Annotated in this window: 13 protein-coding genes and 1 tRNA gene; 3 read left to right on the top strand and 11 right to left on the bottom strand. The window is 63.1% G+C overall.

Features of this window, described 5'->3' with window-relative positions:
• Positions 1 to 7: 7 nt before the first annotated feature.
• The 3 genes from FJ386_04080 (at position 8) to FJ386_04070 (ending at position 1,545) form a co-directional block, all read left to right on the top strand.
• Positions 8 to 1,120: a D-TA family PLP-dependent enzyme gene (locus FJ386_04080; protein ID MBM3875883.1), complete on the top strand. Its 1,113-nt coding sequence runs from the start codon at positions 8 to 10 to the stop codon at positions 1,118 to 1,120.
• 81 nt (positions 1,121 to 1,201) lie between these two features.
• Positions 1,202 to 1,278 (top strand) — tRNA-Arg (locus FJ386_04075).
• Positions 1,240 to 1,545, top strand: a complete 306-nt coding sequence (locus FJ386_04070) for a hypothetical protein (GenBank protein ID MBM3875882.1) — start codon at positions 1,240 to 1,242, stop codon at positions 1,543 to 1,545. The genes FJ386_04075 and FJ386_04070 overlap by 39 nt, the downstream gene beginning before the upstream one ends.
• Positions 1,546 to 1,801: 256 nt before the next feature.
• Here FJ386_04070 and ureG read toward each other — a convergent pair whose 3' ends face one another.
• From ureG to FJ386_04015, 11 genes are all read right to left on the bottom strand, one after another.
• Entirely contained in the window at positions 1,802 to 2,479 is a 678-nt protein-coding gene (gene ureG, locus FJ386_04065; protein MBM3875881.1) for an urease accessory protein UreG, read from the bottom strand.
• A 75-nt stretch (positions 2,480 to 2,554) separates the two neighbouring features.
• The gene (locus FJ386_04060) at positions 2,555 to 3,346 is read right to left on the bottom strand and encodes a hypothetical protein (protein MBM3875880.1); all 792 of its coding nucleotides are present in this window, start codon (positions 3,344 to 3,346) and stop codon (positions 2,555 to 2,557) included.
• Between the two features lies 1 nt (position 3,347).
• The gene (gene ureC / locus FJ386_04055; protein ID MBM3875879.1) at positions 3,348 to 5,063 is read right to left on the bottom strand and encodes an urease subunit alpha; all 1,716 of its coding nucleotides are present in this window, start codon (positions 5,061 to 5,063) and stop codon (positions 3,348 to 3,350) included.
• 225 nt (positions 5,064 to 5,288) lie between these two features.
• Entirely contained in the window at positions 5,289 to 6,041 is a 753-nt protein-coding gene (locus tag FJ386_04050) for an urease subunit gamma (GenBank protein MBM3875878.1), read from the bottom strand.
• A 48-nt stretch (positions 6,042 to 6,089) separates the two neighbouring features.
• Complete coding sequence (locus FJ386_04045; GenBank protein MBM3875877.1) at positions 6,090 to 6,950, bottom strand: urease accessory protein UreD; 861 nt, start codon at positions 6,948 to 6,950, stop codon at positions 6,090 to 6,092.
• Positions 6,951 to 7,317: 367 nt separating this feature from the next.
• Positions 7,318 to 8,013, bottom strand: a complete 696-nt coding sequence (gene urtE / locus FJ386_04040) for an urea ABC transporter ATP-binding subunit UrtE (protein ID MBM3875876.1) — start codon at positions 8,011 to 8,013, stop codon at positions 7,318 to 7,320.
• 95 nt (positions 8,014 to 8,108) lie between these two features.
• Positions 8,109 to 8,870: an urea ABC transporter ATP-binding protein UrtD gene (gene urtD, locus FJ386_04035; protein ID MBM3875875.1), complete on the bottom strand. Its 762-nt coding sequence runs from the start codon at positions 8,868 to 8,870 to the stop codon at positions 8,109 to 8,111.
• A 3-nt stretch (positions 8,871 to 8,873) separates the two neighbouring features.
• Complete coding sequence (gene urtC / locus FJ386_04030; GenBank protein ID MBM3875874.1) at positions 8,874 to 10,073, bottom strand: urea ABC transporter permease subunit UrtC; 1,200 nt, start codon at positions 10,071 to 10,073, stop codon at positions 8,874 to 8,876.
• 133 nt (positions 10,074 to 10,206) lie between these two features.
• Entirely contained in the window at positions 10,207 to 11,637 is a 1,431-nt protein-coding gene (urtB, locus tag FJ386_04025) for an urea ABC transporter permease subunit UrtB (protein ID MBM3875873.1), read from the bottom strand.
• Positions 11,638 to 12,027: 390 nt separating this feature from the next.
• The gene (gene urtA, locus FJ386_04020; protein MBM3875872.1) at positions 12,028 to 13,266 is read right to left on the bottom strand and encodes an urea ABC transporter substrate-binding protein; all 1,239 of its coding nucleotides are present in this window, start codon (positions 13,264 to 13,266) and stop codon (positions 12,028 to 12,030) included.
• Between the two features lie 64 nt (positions 13,267 to 13,330).
• Positions 13,331 to 14,131: hypothetical protein (locus tag FJ386_04015; GenBank protein ID MBM3875871.1), on the bottom strand; the 801-nt coding region annotated here is incomplete at its 5' end.

Below are 14,131 nucleotides of genomic sequence, written 5' to 3'. Positions count from 1 at the left end.
CGTTCCCATGACCAAGGACTGGCACCGCATCCTCAACGTGGACGATGTCCCGTCGCCCGCGCTCGTGGTTTATCCCGACCGCATCGCGGAGAACATCCGCCGCATGGTCGCCATCGCCGGGACCGCACGCCGGCTTCGGCCGCATATCAAGACCCACAAGCTTCCGGAGGTCATCAAACTGCAAGCCGAGGCCGGCATCACCAAGGTCAAGTGCGCGACGATCGCCGAGGCAGAGATGGTCGCGAAGGGCGGCGTCCCCGACGTGCTGTTGGCATATCAACCCCTCGGCCCCAACGTCCGGCGCCTCATCCAGCTCATCAAACAACATCCGCGCACACGGTTCGCCGCCATCGCCGACGACGAGGCGGCGCTGCGAAATCTTTCGAAAGCCTTCGAGGCCGCAAGCCTTACCCTGGAAATCCTGCTCGACCTCGACACCGGCATGCAGCGCACCGGCATCCAACCCGGCCCGCGCGCCTTCGAACTCTACCAACTCATCACCAAACTCCCCGGCCTGCGCGCGGGCGGACTGCACGCCTACGACGGCCACCTTTGCATCGCGGACCTCGCCGAACGCACGGCGAAGTGCGACGCGGCCTTCGAGGGCGTCGAGGGACTCAAGACGCAGCTCGAAGGCGCGCACATCCAGGTGCCGCGCATCGTCGCCGGCGGCACACCCACGTTTCCCATCCACGCAAAACGCGAGGGCGACATCGAGTGCGGGCCCGGCACGTGCGTCTTCTGGGACGCGGGCTACGGCATCAAGCTGCCCGACATGGATTTTCAAGTCGCCGCTTTGGTGCTGACCCGCGTGGTGAGCAAGCCCGGCCCGAACCGGCTCTGCCTCGACCTCGGCCACAAAGCCATCGCCGCCGAGAACCCGCACCCGCGCGTGCGGTTGCTCGGCTTGAGCGACGCCAAGGCCGTGATGCACAGCGAGGAACACCTCGTGATCGAGACCCCGCGGGCGGACGAATTCAAGGTCGGGTCGGTGCTTTACGGCGAGCCATGGCACATCTGCCCGACCGTCGCGTTGCACTCGCAGGCGGTCGTCATCCGCAACGGCCGCGCCGACACGCGCTGGCAGGTCGTCGCACGCGAGCGAAGCCTCTCGGTGTGAGCTTGGCCGCTTTCGGGCCGGGTCAGCCAACTCCGCGCTTGCCGCCTCTACGACCCACCGCTAGATTGCCGCGCCTTTGGAGCACCCGTAGCTCAATTGGATAGAGCATCTGACTACGGATCAGAAGGTTTCAGGTTCAACTCCTGACGGGTGCGCCAATTACTACAAGATGTTTCGAGCGTAACCCAACGAAGTTCTCCAAGGCCGGAGCGGAGCTCCTCTTCGAGGTGGTGAGCCGGGCGTATGAGCGCACCAGCCTGCTGGTGACGACGAACCTGCCCTTTGCCCAATGGACGGAGGTGCTGGGCAGCGAGCGGCTGACCGGCGCGTTGCTGGACCGGCTGACGCACCGGGTGCACATCCTGGAAGCCAACGGGCAAAGCTACCGGTTGCAAGACGCCAAAGAGCGGCTGAAGTGGAAGTAAGTCCAACGAACCTTCGACCGCAGGCGGGCGCGAGCTGGGGGCTCGCCGCTCGCCCGCCTGCTCGTTTTACCTCGCGGCGAGCTTCTCGGACTTGACCTCCCAGCCCAAAAACCGTTCCCTACGCCTCGGAAGGTGTCTCACTTTTCGAGCGCCACCCGCCGCACTTTTCGACCGGCGTTTACAACAATGCAGTCACGATGCTCCAACGCTGTTCGTCAGCCAGCGGCCTAAGCATTTTCACCCGCCAGTCCATTTCTCAGTGTGAGTGCTCCACCCCGGTCGCATGCTGCCAAGCGTGGAGGATGTGAGTGATGATCGCGTCCACGCCCACCCCGTTCTTGACCTGCGCGAAGACGAAGGGACCGTTGCCGCGCATCTTCTTGGAGTCGCGCTCCATCACCGTGAGGTCTGCGCCGATGAGCGAGGCAAGGTCGGTCTTGTTGATGACCAGCAAATCGCTCTGGGTGATGCCGGGGCCGCCTTTGCGCGGGATTTTGTCGCCGCCCGCCACGTCAATGACCTGGATGGTGTAATCGGCCAGCTCGCGGCTGTAGCAGGCGGCGAGGTTGTCGCCGCCGGACTCGATGAGGAGCAGTTGCGGATGGAACTTCCGGTGCAAGTCCTCAAGCGCAAGCAGGTTCGCCGTGATGTCCTCGCGGATGGCCGCGTGCGGGCAGCCGCCGGTCTCGACGGCCTTGATGCGGTCGGCGGCGAGCGCGTCGTTGCGCACGAGGAACTCACCGTCTTCCTTGGTGAAGATGTCGTTGGTGACGGCGGCGATGTTCATCTTCTCGCGCAACTTGCGGCAAAGCTGGAGCATCAACGCGGTCTTGCCGCTGCCCACCGGCCCACCCACGCCGACAGTGAAAGCGCGGCGGCTGAAATCACGGTGCAGTGGCTGGTCGCGCTCATGGAAATGGCCCGGGTGTTCCATGTGCTCGTGGGTATGACCGCCGGGGCCGTGGCTGTGGGAGTGGGGATGGAGGAGGATGCGATTCATGGTGGGAGTTCAGCTTTGAAAGAGCCGTGAGTAAAGCCGGTCCTGCGCACCCTGCCAGAGGTCGAGGAGCGGCGCGGTCTGCGTGAGGTTGTCCAAGGTGAACGAGGCAGCCTGCGTGGCCACAGCCTCAGCCACCGTTCCGAGGCGATGCTGCACGGCCTGGGCTTCCAGCGGGCCGATGACACCAAGGCGAACAGCGGAGGACACCAGCCCGCGCAGGTGCAAGAAAAGGAAGAGCCTCGCGGCTGACGGCGCCGTGATGGCGAGCCGCTGAGTGAGCACGCCGAAAACGGGGGCGAGGTGGCAAAGCTCCGGCGGTTCGGCAAGCTCCGGCAGGAAGGCGCGCGTGACAGCGGTCCAAAAGGCACGGCCTTGCAAACGGCTGGCGCGGTTCGCGACGTGGTTGGAAAGGAACGCGTCGCAGAGTTGGTCGAACTCAGTCAGGCGCTGCGACTCGGTGTGAGCGGCAGTAACGAGAGGCAACGCAGCGCGGGCGCATTGGCGAAGGCTGGCTTCGAGGAAACCGGGCAAGCCCGCGCGGGTCACTTCGCCATGCTGGCACGCGGCTTCCAATCCGCCGGAATGTCCGAAGCCGCCGGTGGGGAAGGCGGAGTCAGCGAGCTGCCAGAGGAGCCAGTCGTCGCCGCTCGCGCCTGCGGCCGTTGAAACGGTGGTGTGACCATCACGCGCCTCAACCCCGGGCAGAAGCCCGGTGCCAATGCGCGGAGCAACGTCCAAAGCGGGCACGCGGTGACGCGGCCTGTCCGTTCGCCTGTTTCGCTTTGGCACAGCCGCCGCCATTTTAGAAAAGAAAATACCGTTGCGCCAGCGGCAGCACCTGCGCGGGTTCGCAGGTGAGCAGCTCACCGTCAGCGCGGACCTCGTAGGTCTCGGGGTCCACGGTGATTTTGGGCAACGCGTTGTTCCACTTGAGGTCGCGCTTGGTGACTTTGCGGCAGCCTTTCACAGCTTCGATGCGTTTGGTGATTCCGTAGCCCTTCGCCACGCCCTTCGCTTTGCAGAGCTGGCTGACGAACGCGATGCTTGTCGCACCCGTCGCGCGACCAAACGCGCCGAACATCGGACGCATGTAAACCGGTTGCGGCGTGGGAATGCTCGCGTTCGGATCGCCCATCTGCGCCCACGCGATGAATCCGCCTTTGATGACCATCTCCGGTTTCGCGCCGAACATCGCAGGCTTCCACAGCACGAGATCGGCGAGTTTCCCGACTTCAATTGAACCGATGACATGCGCCATGCCGTGGGCAAGCGCGGGGTTGATGGTGTATTTGGAGAGGTAACGCTTGATGCGGACGTTGTCGTTGTCGCCTTTTTCTTCGGGCAAGCGACCGCGCTGTTGCTTCATCTTATCCGCCGTCTGCCAAGACCGCGTGATGACTTCGCCGATGCGGCCCATCGCCTGCGAATCCGAGCTCATCATGCTGATCGCGCCCATGTCGTGCAGGATATCCTCCGCCGCGATGGTCTCACCCCGGATGCGGCTCTCGGCAAACGCCACGTCCTCGGGCAGGTTCGGGTCGAGATGATGGCAGACCATGAGCATGTCGAGATGCTCGTCAATCGTGTTGACCGTGTAAGGCCGCGTCGGGTTGGTGGAACTCGGCAGCACGTTCGGCTCACCGCAGATGCGGATGATGTCCGGCGCGTGACCGCCGCCCGCGCCTTCGCTGTGATACGTGTGAATCGTGCGGCCCTTGAACGCGGCAATCGTGCCTTCGACGAACGTGGATTCGTTCAGCGTGTCGGTGTGAATCGTCACCTGCACGTCGTGTTTGTCCGCGATGCCGAGGCAGCAATCAATCGCGGCGGGCGTCGTGCCCCAGTCCTCGTGCAGCTTGAGGCCGATTGCGCCGGCGGCAATTTGCTCGGGCAAACCGGCGGGCATCGCGGTGTTGCCTTTGCCGGTGAAACCAAAGTTGAGCGGCAGGGAATCCACCGCTTGCAACATCGCCTTGAAATAAAACGGCGCGGGCGTGCAGGTCGTCGCGCAAGTGCCGACCGCCGGGCCAGTGCCGCCGCCAACCATCGTGGTGAGACCGGCGGCAATCGCTTCGTGCGCCTGTTGCGGGCAGATGAAATGGATGTGCGTGTCGAGGCCGCCCGCCGTGAGAATCAAACCCTCGCCCGCGATGACTTCCGTGGTGACGCCGACGATCATGCCTTTGGTCACGCCCGCCATCATGTCGGGATTGCCCGCCTTGCCGATGCCGGAGATCAAGCCATTCTTGATGCCGATGTCGGCCTTGTAGATGCCGGTATGATCGAGCACGAGCGCGTTGGTGATGACGCAATCCAACGCGACCTTCGCCCCGACACCGGCGGCCTGGCCCATGCCTTCGCGGATGACTTTGCCGCCGCCGAATTTGCATTCGTCGCCATAGACGGTGAAATCCTTCTCGACCTCCGCGATGAGCGAAGTGTCGCCGAGCCGGACTTTGTCGCCGGTGGTCGGGCCGAACATGTCGGCGTAGTGGGCGCGTTTCATTTTATGGGACATAGCAGGAATCGGGTTCAGCCCCGGAGGGGCGTTTGAAGGTAGCGCACGGCGTGAGCCGTGGGTCTAGCGAACATACGGAACAAGCCCCGGCAGGGGCGAAAGAGATTTCCGGCGGAAAATAACGATTCTGTCGCCCCTCCGGGGCTTGCGCTATTTCGGACGCGAATCCCACGGCTCACGCCGTGGGCTACCTTCTGCCGCCTCTCTGAGGCTATGAAATGCGTTTCAAGCACTGGCAAAACCTTTCGCCTTCGCTTTCTTCAACGCGGCTTTCTTCCCAGCGGAGGAAACTTTGCCGCTGGCGAGGTTGTTGCCACCGCGGATGACTTTCTTCCCGGCGATTTCAACGAGCTTCACCGTCTTGGTTTCACCGGGTTCAAAACGCACGGCTGTGCCTGCCGGGATGTCGAGGCGCAGTCCGTAGGCTTTCGCGCGGTCGAAGCGCAGTGAAGCGTTGGTCTCAATGAAGTGGTAGTGGCTGCCGACTTGAATCGGGCGGTCGCCGAGATTCGTGACGGCCAACGTGGCGGTCGCACGACCGGCATTGAGTTCGATTTCACCGTCCTTGATTTCGCAGGCACCGGGCACTGGCTGTTCTGCCGCCGGTTTGAAATCTGAGATGTCCGGCACAGGGAGGAAACTGCCGTGGAGCGCGAGGGCCAAGTCGCCGTTCTCGCTGGCGATGGGATGATGCACAGTGACGAGCTTCGAGCCGTCGGGAAACGTGCCTTCCACCTGCACGTCGTAAATCATCTCCGGCACGCCGGGCATGACCTGGTTGCGGCCCAGCAGCTTACGGCCAAGATTCATCAACTCGGCGACACTCCGGCCATCGCGGATGAACTCCAGCAGAACCGTCGCGATGAGCGCGACGGCTTCGGGGTGGTTCAGGCGCAACCCGCGCGCGAGGCGCTTCTGCGCAAGGGAGCCGGCGGCGTGGAGGGTGAGCTTGTCGAGTTCGCGGGGGCTAAGATGCATGGTCAGTAGTCAGTGTTCAGTGACCAGTGTTCAGTCGGTTTGGGTGGTTTACCATTTTCGGGCGAAGGGGTCGTCGCCGAGGTGTGCGGGGAGGAAGGCGAGGTGGGTGTGGAGTTCGCGGGCCACGTCCTCGAAACGCTCGCCAGCGATACGGAGCAAGGCCCCGTCACGGAGCGGGCTCGCGGCGACGACCAGTGGAGCGCGGCGCTCTACAGGGCGCTCGGCGAGGGTGGCGAGCAGTTGCTGCGCGGCAGTGGCCAGTGGCGGGCCGAGGAGCAGGAGGAGCGCGAAGCAATTGAAGCGGCCGAGGCGCATCGGGGCATCGAGCGCTCCGTCGGCGGGATCGAGGAGCAGCGAGTCGAGGAAGAGGCGCTTGGGGATGGCCGATTGGTCGGAGCGCCAGACTTCAATGCGGCTGGCGTAGGCGTTGAAGGCCCAGCGTTCACCGCGCGCGACGCGGCCGGAACAGCACCAGTCAAGGAGCACCAGTCCGGCGGTCGGGTGCAGGAAGATTTCCTGGCGCTGGCTGAAGCTGGAATCGGCGAACGACTGGACCGGGTCGGGGGCGAGGACGAGCAGGCTGTCCTCGGCGACGTCAGCGCGGACACGATGCGAGCAGGGGCGCTGCGTGGGGTTGCGATAGATTTTCGTCGAGGCCTGCGTGCCGACAAAGCAGCGCGTGCCGGGGCCAGCGTGGAGGTCGAGGCGGGTTTCATCACCGGCGACCATGCCGCCGCCGAAGCTGCTGAGGTAGGCCCAGACACTCTCGCCGCGCGAACGGGGCGTGAGGAGTTTCAGCGGCGAGGTGGCGAAGGACGAAGTGACGGCGGTCTTCCCGGCGATCCGCTCGCACTGCAAGTGCGCGTGGCCGGAACGACGAGTGGTAAAGTCATGGATGGCGGCGACCATCACGCACGGAGTCCCCAAACAACAGCGGCAACGGCAACAGCGACGAGGCCCGCGCCTTGGAGCATACGGCGCGGCCAGCGGGCTTGGACAAAACGCGCGCCGAGGCACAGCACGACGCCAGCGAGGGCGAGCACGGCGAGATGGTCGGGACTCGTCACCAAATGCCGTGCGTCCACCGCAGCCCAATCATGGCCGGGATGCGCGGACGCGGAGAGTGCGAAGGCAGTCGTAGCCGCCGACGTGAGGAGGCGGACTTTGAGGCGTGAGCCAAGGGTTACACGCCACCCCTCACCCCGACCCTCTCCCCTCATCCGATGAAGGGAGAGGGAGGAGAAGCGGTTCGTGCGGCTGCGGTCAGATGGGTTGCTCATACAGTCAGGTGCAGTTTGACGAGGTCGTCGTTGAGTTGGGCGATGGGGCCGGAGGCTACGATGGAGCCGCGATCCATGATGTAAAAGTTGTCCCCGACCGCGAGGCAGAAGTCGAGGTATTGCTCGACGAGGAGGATGCTGATCTTGCCCTCCTGTTTGATCTTCACGAGCGTGTCGCCGATCAGGTCAATGATGTTGGGCTGGATGCCCTCGGTCGGCTCGTCGAGGATGAGCACCTTGGGGTCAGTGAGCAGGGCGCGGGCGATGGCGAGCTGCTGCTGCTGGCCACCGCTGAGCACGCCGCCCTTGCGCTGGAGAAACTCCTTGAGGATGGGGAACAGCTCGAGCACGCGGTCCACCTGGCCGTTCGCCTTCGCGCCGTGGACCACGAGACTGAGCTTCAAATTCTCCCAGACCGTGAGGTGCGGGAAGATGTCGCGCCCCTGCGGCACGTAGCCAACCCCGTCACGAGCGCGCTCGTCAGGCCGGCAGCCGGTGAGATTCTTGCCGGCCAGCGTCACGGTGCCGGAGTCCGCCTGCACGAGGCCGATGATGCTCTTGAGCGTGGTGGTCTTGCCGACGCCGTTGCGGCCCATGAGGCAGACGAGGCTGCGGTCCGGGACTTCGAGGCTGACGCCGCGCAGGATGCGGGAGCCGTCGTAGGAAACGTTGATGTCGGAAAGGGTCAGCATGGGAAGTAATTAGTGATTAGTGATTAGTCTCCGAGCGATCAACGCGGTCCCTTCCGCGCACTCATTACTAATTACTAAGCACTTCTTCATTGGGTTCACGCCTTCTTCTTGCGACCGAGATACACCTCGATGACGCGCTCGTCGTTCTGCACCTGGTCCACGGTGCCTTCACAGAGGACATGGCCCTGGTGGAGGACGGTGACTTTGCGGGCAATCTGCCGGACGAAGGTCATGTCGTGCTCGATGACGACGATGCTGTGCTTGCCTTCGAGACTCATCAACAGCTCGCCGGTTTTGTGCGTCTCCTCGTCGGTCATGCCGGCGGCAGGTTCGTCCACGAGGAGGAGCTTCGGATTCTGCGCAAGCAACATGCCGATTTCGAGCCACTGCTTCTGGCCGTGGGAGAGCAGGCCGGCCTTCGTATCGGCCTTGTCCACCAGACCGATGGTCTTCATCACCTCATGGATGCGGTCGCGCTGCTCGGAGGAGATGCGCGAGAAGAGGCATGACCAGAGGCTGCGGCTGCCTTCGAGCGAGAGCCAGATGTTCTCGAAGACCGTGCTGTCCACATAAACCGAGGGCGTCTGAAACTTGCGGCCGATGCCGAGGCGGTTGATTTCGTATTCGTTCAGCTCGGTGAGGTCGGTGTCCTTGCCAAACTCGACTTTGCCCACGTCCGGCGCGGTGCGGCCCGTGATGAGATCGAGCATGGTGCTCTTGCCCGCGCCGTTCGGGCCGATGACCACGCGCAACTCGCCCGTGTCCATGTAGAAGTTCAGGTCGTTGATGGCCTTGAAGCCGTCGAACGATTTTGTGACGCCCTCGATGGTCAGGATGAATTCTTTGTGCGCGGTCACGGGTCAGGAGGGCTTGGCTTTGGCGGGTTCGGCGGCTGGTGCTTCACCCTCGGCGGGTGCCGCTGCGAGGGGCGCGTCATCGCCATTCGGCTTACGAGTGAAACGCGCCTTCAACTCACGCAATTGATCCGGGATGCCGACAATTCCCTTCGGCATGAAGAGCGTCACGAAGATGAACAGCAGGCCGAGGATGTAAGGCCACTGTTCGGCGAAGGCGTGCGTGGCATAGCTTTTGAGCGCGTTGATGCTGACTGCGCCAAGGATGGGGCCGATGAGGTTCTGGCGTCCGCCCACGGCGCACCAGACCACGGCTTCGAGCGATTTTTCCGGGGCCATTTCGCTGGGATTGATGATGCCCACCTGCGGCACGAAGAGCGCGCCGCCCAGAGCCGCGATGACGCCAGCCACGACGAAGACGAAGAGCTTGAAGTGCGCCGTGGCATAGCCGCTGAAGAGCACGCGGTTTTCGGAGTCGCGGATGGCGCGTTGGATGAGGCCGAACTTGGTCGTGTTGAGCCAGCGGCAGAACAAATACACGAGCAGCAGCAGCACGCCGGATGCGATGTAGAGCGTGCGCTTCGTCGTGGGCGCATTCACGTCGAAGCCGAGGATGAACTTGAAATCCGTCAGCCCGTTGTTGCCGCCGAAGGTGAAGTCGTTGCGGAAGAACATCAGCGTCGCCGCGTAGGTCAACGCCTGGCTGAGGATGGAGAAATAGACGCCCTTGATGCGCGAGCGGAAGGCCAGCCAGCCGAAGATGTAGGCGACCACCGCCGGCACCACGACGACCATCAGCGCGGCGAACCAGAAGTGCTTGAAGGGAATCCAGTGCGGCGGGAGGCCGCCGGTTTCCGGGAAGCGCTTCGGAAATTCGAGGAACACCATGAAGTCCGGGATGTCGGCCTTGTATTGGCCGAGCTTCCCAATCATCAGCATCAGGTTCATGCCGAGGCAGTAGCCGCCGAGCGAGAAGAAGAGGCACTGGCCGAGGCTGAGGATGCCGGTGTAGCCCCAGAGCAGGTTCACGCCCATGGCGAGCACGGCGTAGGTGAGATACTTGCCGTAAACGCTGAGGGTGAAGGTGCTGACGTGCAGCGGGCTGTTCGCGGGCAGAAAGGCGTTCAAGCCGGGGAGGACGCCCAGCACGACGAACGCCACGACGGCGACGCAGGCGACTTCACGTTTCGACAACGAGAGCTTCATGTGAACCAGCGGACCAGCCAGCGACGGTATTTCATTCCCAAACCGAGTCCCCAGCCGCAGACCCGGCCGAACACCACGCGCAGCCGGCCGGGCCGTGCGGCCGCGTCAGACAGGGGGATGCGCGTGGTGTCCGTCATCCTTCAAGGCTGCGGGTGCGCACGGCGAACAGACCGGCCGGCCGCCATTGCAGGAACAGGATGATGCCGGCCAGCACGGTGATTTTGCCCAGCACCGCGCCGAGCCACGGCTGGAGAATCTGATCGGTCACACCCACGCCGAGCGAGGCGCAAACAGTTCCAACCAGATTGCCCACGCCACCCAGCACCACGATCATGAAGCAGTCCACGATGTGGCTTTGGCCAAGGCTTGGGCCGACATTGCCAATCTGCGAGAGGCACGCGCCGGCCATGCCCGCGAGGCCGGAGCCGAAGGCGAAGGTCATCATGTTCACGCGGTCGGTGCGCACGCCGAGCGCGGAGGCCATCTGGCGGTTTTGCATCACCGCGCGGATTTGCAGGCCGAGGCTGGTGCGCGTGAGCAGCAGATAGGTGCCCAGCACGATGAACACCGCGAAGCCGATGACGAAGATGCGGTTGTAGGCGAAGAGCACGTCATGCACGACATAGCTGCCGCTCAACCAAGTCGGCGAGTTCACCTGCACGTTGGCCGCGCCGAAGATGTGGCGGAACACCTGCTGCAACACGAGGCTCACGCCCCACGTGGCGAGGAGGGATTCCAGCGGGCGCTTGTAGAGGAAGCGGATCACGCCGCGTTCCAGTGCCAGGCCCACGAGACCCGAGACCAGAAATGCCAACGGGAGCGCGGCCATGAAGTAAGCATCGAAGCCCGCACCCGAGCCGCCGAATTTTGCGCGGAAAAGATTTTGCGTCACGTAGGTGGTGTAGGCGCCGACCATGATGAGTTCGCCGTGCGCCATGTTGATGACGCCCATGAGGCCGAAGGTAATGGCCAGGCCGAGGGCGGCGACGAGGAGCACGGCGGCGAGGCTGAAGCCACGGAAGGCGGTGCCGAAGAGGTTGCCCATCGAGATATAGAATTCGATGTCGGCGACGGACTTGCGGACGGATTCAAGCGTCTCCTGGCCAAACTTCGCGGTGTCTGCCTTGGCGTCCTTTTTGAGTTTCTGGAGAAATTGAAGCGAGTTGATGGAGCGCAGCTCGCCCAGCCGGCGGATGGCGGGCGCGCGGACCTTCGGGTCATCGTCAGCAATACGCGTGAGGGCGACGGCTTCCTCCAGCGCACGGCGGACTTCCCTGTCGGTTTCCTTGGGCAGGCGGGCCTCGAAGAAGGGGAGATACTCGGCGTTTTGTTCCTGGCCCAGCTTCGTCACGGCATCGCGACGCATTTTCGGATTTGGATTGCCGAGCGAGAAGAGGTCGAGCGTGGTCTTGATGGCCTTGCGGAGCTTCGAGGTGGTGTCAACGGCGGTCAGGTCGTTGGCGGCGAACTTGAGCGGCTTGCCGGCGGGGTCTTTCAGTTGTTCGCCATCGGACAAGCGCAGGGCGCGCGCCAGCCCGTCGCCGTCGGTCTGCGCGTCGAGCATGAAAGGCGTGCGGGTGTCGTTGGTCTCGTAGATGAAGACGCCGCCCTGCCGCCACGCGGAGAGGGCCTGCTCGACAATCGGGTCGGCTCCCGCGTCCACGAGTTTCTTGACCAAGTCAATCTGCTTGCCGGCATCGTCTGTGAGCAATGCCTCGATGAGCGTGGCACGATGCGGGGAAGGGGCCGGCACGGGCGCGGCGGTAAGGGGGCGAAGCTGAACCAACAGGACGATGCAGAGCAGGAGGAATCGAGCGGCAGTTTGGGTCGCCGGGCGGACGGGGCTGGGTATCACGACGAGTTGGCGAGGGGCTGTCTCTTTCTGGTTGGAAGGGGAGGCGGGCGAATGCACGCGCCCGCCTCCCCGCAGAACTAACAGTCAAACAACAACAACCTATTTCTTCGTCAGGAACTTCTCGCTGAACGGCTCGCCGGCGACCGCGCCGAGCGACTTGATGATCTTGAACTGTCCGGTCGCGAGAGTTTCACCGATGAACACCGGGTTGATGAGGTGGTGATTCGCCTGCATCGTGACCTCGCCGGTGGGGGCCTTGAACTTCTGGCCGATGAGCGCGGTGCGGACCTTGTCCACCTCGAACGTGCCGGCCTTCTCAGCGGCCTGCTTCCAGAGATACACGCCGATGCGGGAGAGGTTCATGGGGCTGCAGGTCACGCGGCCCTTGGCATCGATGCCGGTCACCTTGTAGTCCACACCGGTCACGACGGGGGCCTTGATCCACTTCATGAAGTCACCGACGAACTTGGTGTTCTCCGGGGACTTGATGGACATGAAGTAGGTCCAGCAACCAAGGTGGCCGACGAGCTGTTTGGCGGGCAGGCCGCGGAACTCATCCTCCGAGATGGAGAAGGAGACGACCGGGCAGTTCTCCGAGGTGAGGCCCGCGTTGGCGAACTCCTTGAAGAACGGCACGTTGGTGTCGCCGTTGAGCGTGCTGATGATGCAGGCCTTGCCGCCGGCGGCGAATTTCTTCACCGAGGCGACGATGGTCTGGTAGTCCGTGTGGCCGAACGGCGTGTAGATTTCCTCGATGTCCGAGTCCGGGATGCCCTTGGACTTCAGATACTGCTTGAGGATCTTGTTGGTCGTGCGCGGATAGACGTAGTCCGAGCCAAGGAGGAAGAACTTTTTCTTGCCCTCCGCGAGCATGTAATCCACCGCCGGCACGGCCTGCTGGTTCACGGCTTCAGCGGTGTAGAAGATGTTCTTGGACAACTCTTCGCCCTCATACTGCACGGGGTAGAAGAGCAGCCCGTTGTTGCGCTCGAACACAGGGAGGCAGGACTTGCGGCTGACGGAAGTCCAGCAGCCGAATACGACGGAAACCTTGTCCTTCACGAGCAACTGCTCGGCCTTTTCGGCGAACAGCGGCCAGTTGGACGCGGGGTCCACGACGACGGGCTCGATGAGCACGTTCTTGCCGCCGACCTTGACGCCGCCGGCCTTGTTGATCTCGTCGAACGTGAAGAGCAGCACGTCCTTGAGCGAGGTTTCGCTGATGGCCATGGTGCCGGACAGCGAATGGAGGACACCGACTTTGACTTTTTCCGCCGCCTGCGCGGTGACGCCGAGGGCGAGGGCCGCAAGCGCGGCGAGGATTTTCTGGGTTTTCATGGAGGGGATTACTGTGGGGATTGGAGTTTCAGGTTTACCAAGGTTTGAGTTTTAGGGGACAGGTTTAGAACGAGTAGGAGACGCCCATGCCGCCAATCCAGCGGCTGTTGGCGCCGTCGAAGCCGCCACTGAGTGAAGTCCGGTCATACCGGATCTCTGGCTGTAGTTTTAGGCTTGGATGCAGCTTGTAGTTGGCCGTGAAGGTGACGCTCAGAAGATTTTGCCCGGTATTGGCCGGGAATCGAAAAGCCGCCACAGGACCCACTCCGCCAGTGGCGAACCCGTCGTTGTCCTTCACGTAGTCGGCGCGGAGGGCCACGCCCACTTTTTCGCACAAGTCAGCCGTGAGCCATCCACCGACAGACCAGTAGTCCTGGCCGCCAACGGGCTTGGTTTGCACGCTGAACAGGTCAATCTCGGTGGCCAGCGTCAAATTGTATTTCTCGGTGAGCTGGCGGGACGCGAGGATGGAACCACCGACGATCTGGCCAAAGGGCTCATAGCCGCCGAAGCCAATGAAGTTAATGCCGGTTTTCGCATCGGGCTTCCAGCCCAAGCTGGCCATGCCGATCTTGCCGCTGTTGTCATCCGCCAAACCTGTGTAGAGGCCGTTCTGAACGCGCACATTGAGATTCCATTGATCGCTGAAGGCATAACCAAGCTGAACGCCAGCGGCCGGTCCGTTGCCCGTGTAGAACCACTGGTTGCCTTGTGAAAAGTTAGCATTAACCACGCCCCCATCACCCGACTCCCAGTTCAGCAACGAGATCAGATGGCCGGCCTTAATGTTTAAGCCGGTGCCGACGGGCACATGCACCTCAATGTAGGCATCGCGCAGGCTCTCCACGCCCTGGGCAGCGGCGCC

This window comes from Verrucomicrobiota bacterium (genome assembly GCA_016871675.1).
Lineage (GTDB): Bacteria > Verrucomicrobiota > Verrucomicrobiia > Limisphaerales > VHCN01 > VHCN01.
The sequence above is the reverse complement of the archived record's forward strand: the minus strand, read 5'-3'. Positions and strand labels throughout refer to the sequence as shown.

What these genes read in the sequence shown, in the direction of transcription:
- FJ386_04080 (MBM3875883.1), top strand. Translation starts at nt 8, where the DNA reads ATGACCAAGGACTGGCACCGCATCCTCAACGTGGACGATGTCCCGTCG.
- ureG (MBM3875881.1), bottom strand. Translation starts at nt 2,479, where the DNA reads ATGGAACACCCGGGCCATTTCCATGAGCGCGACCAGCCACTGCACCGT.
- FJ386_04060 (MBM3875880.1), bottom strand. Translation starts at nt 3,346, where the DNA reads ATGGCGGCGGCTGTGCCAAAGCGAAACAGGCGAACGGACAGGCCGCGT.
- ureC (MBM3875879.1), bottom strand. Translation starts at nt 5,063, where the DNA reads ATGTCCCATAAAATGAAACGCGCCCACTACGCCGACATGTTCGGCCCG.
- FJ386_04050 (MBM3875878.1), bottom strand. Translation starts at nt 6,041, where the DNA reads ATGCATCTTAGCCCCCGCGAACTCGACAAGCTCACCCTCCACGCCGCC.
- FJ386_04045 (MBM3875877.1), bottom strand. Translation starts at nt 6,950, where the DNA reads ATGGTCGCCGCCATCCATGACTTTACCACTCGTCGTTCCGGCCACGCG.
- urtE (MBM3875876.1), bottom strand. Translation starts at nt 8,013, where the DNA reads ATGCTGACCCTTTCCGACATCAACGTTTCCTACGACGGCTCCCGCATC.
- urtC (MBM3875874.1), bottom strand. Translation starts at nt 10,073, where the DNA reads ATGAAGCTCTCGTTGTCGAAACGTGAAGTCGCCTGCGTCGCCGTCGTG.
- urtB (MBM3875873.1), bottom strand. Translation starts at nt 11,637, where the DNA reads ATGCTCGACGCGCAGACCGACGGCGACGGGCTGGCGCGCGCCCTGCGC.
- urtA (MBM3875872.1), bottom strand. Translation starts at nt 13,266, where the DNA reads ATGAAAACCCAGAAAATCCTCGCCGCGCTTGCGGCCCTCGCCCTCGGC.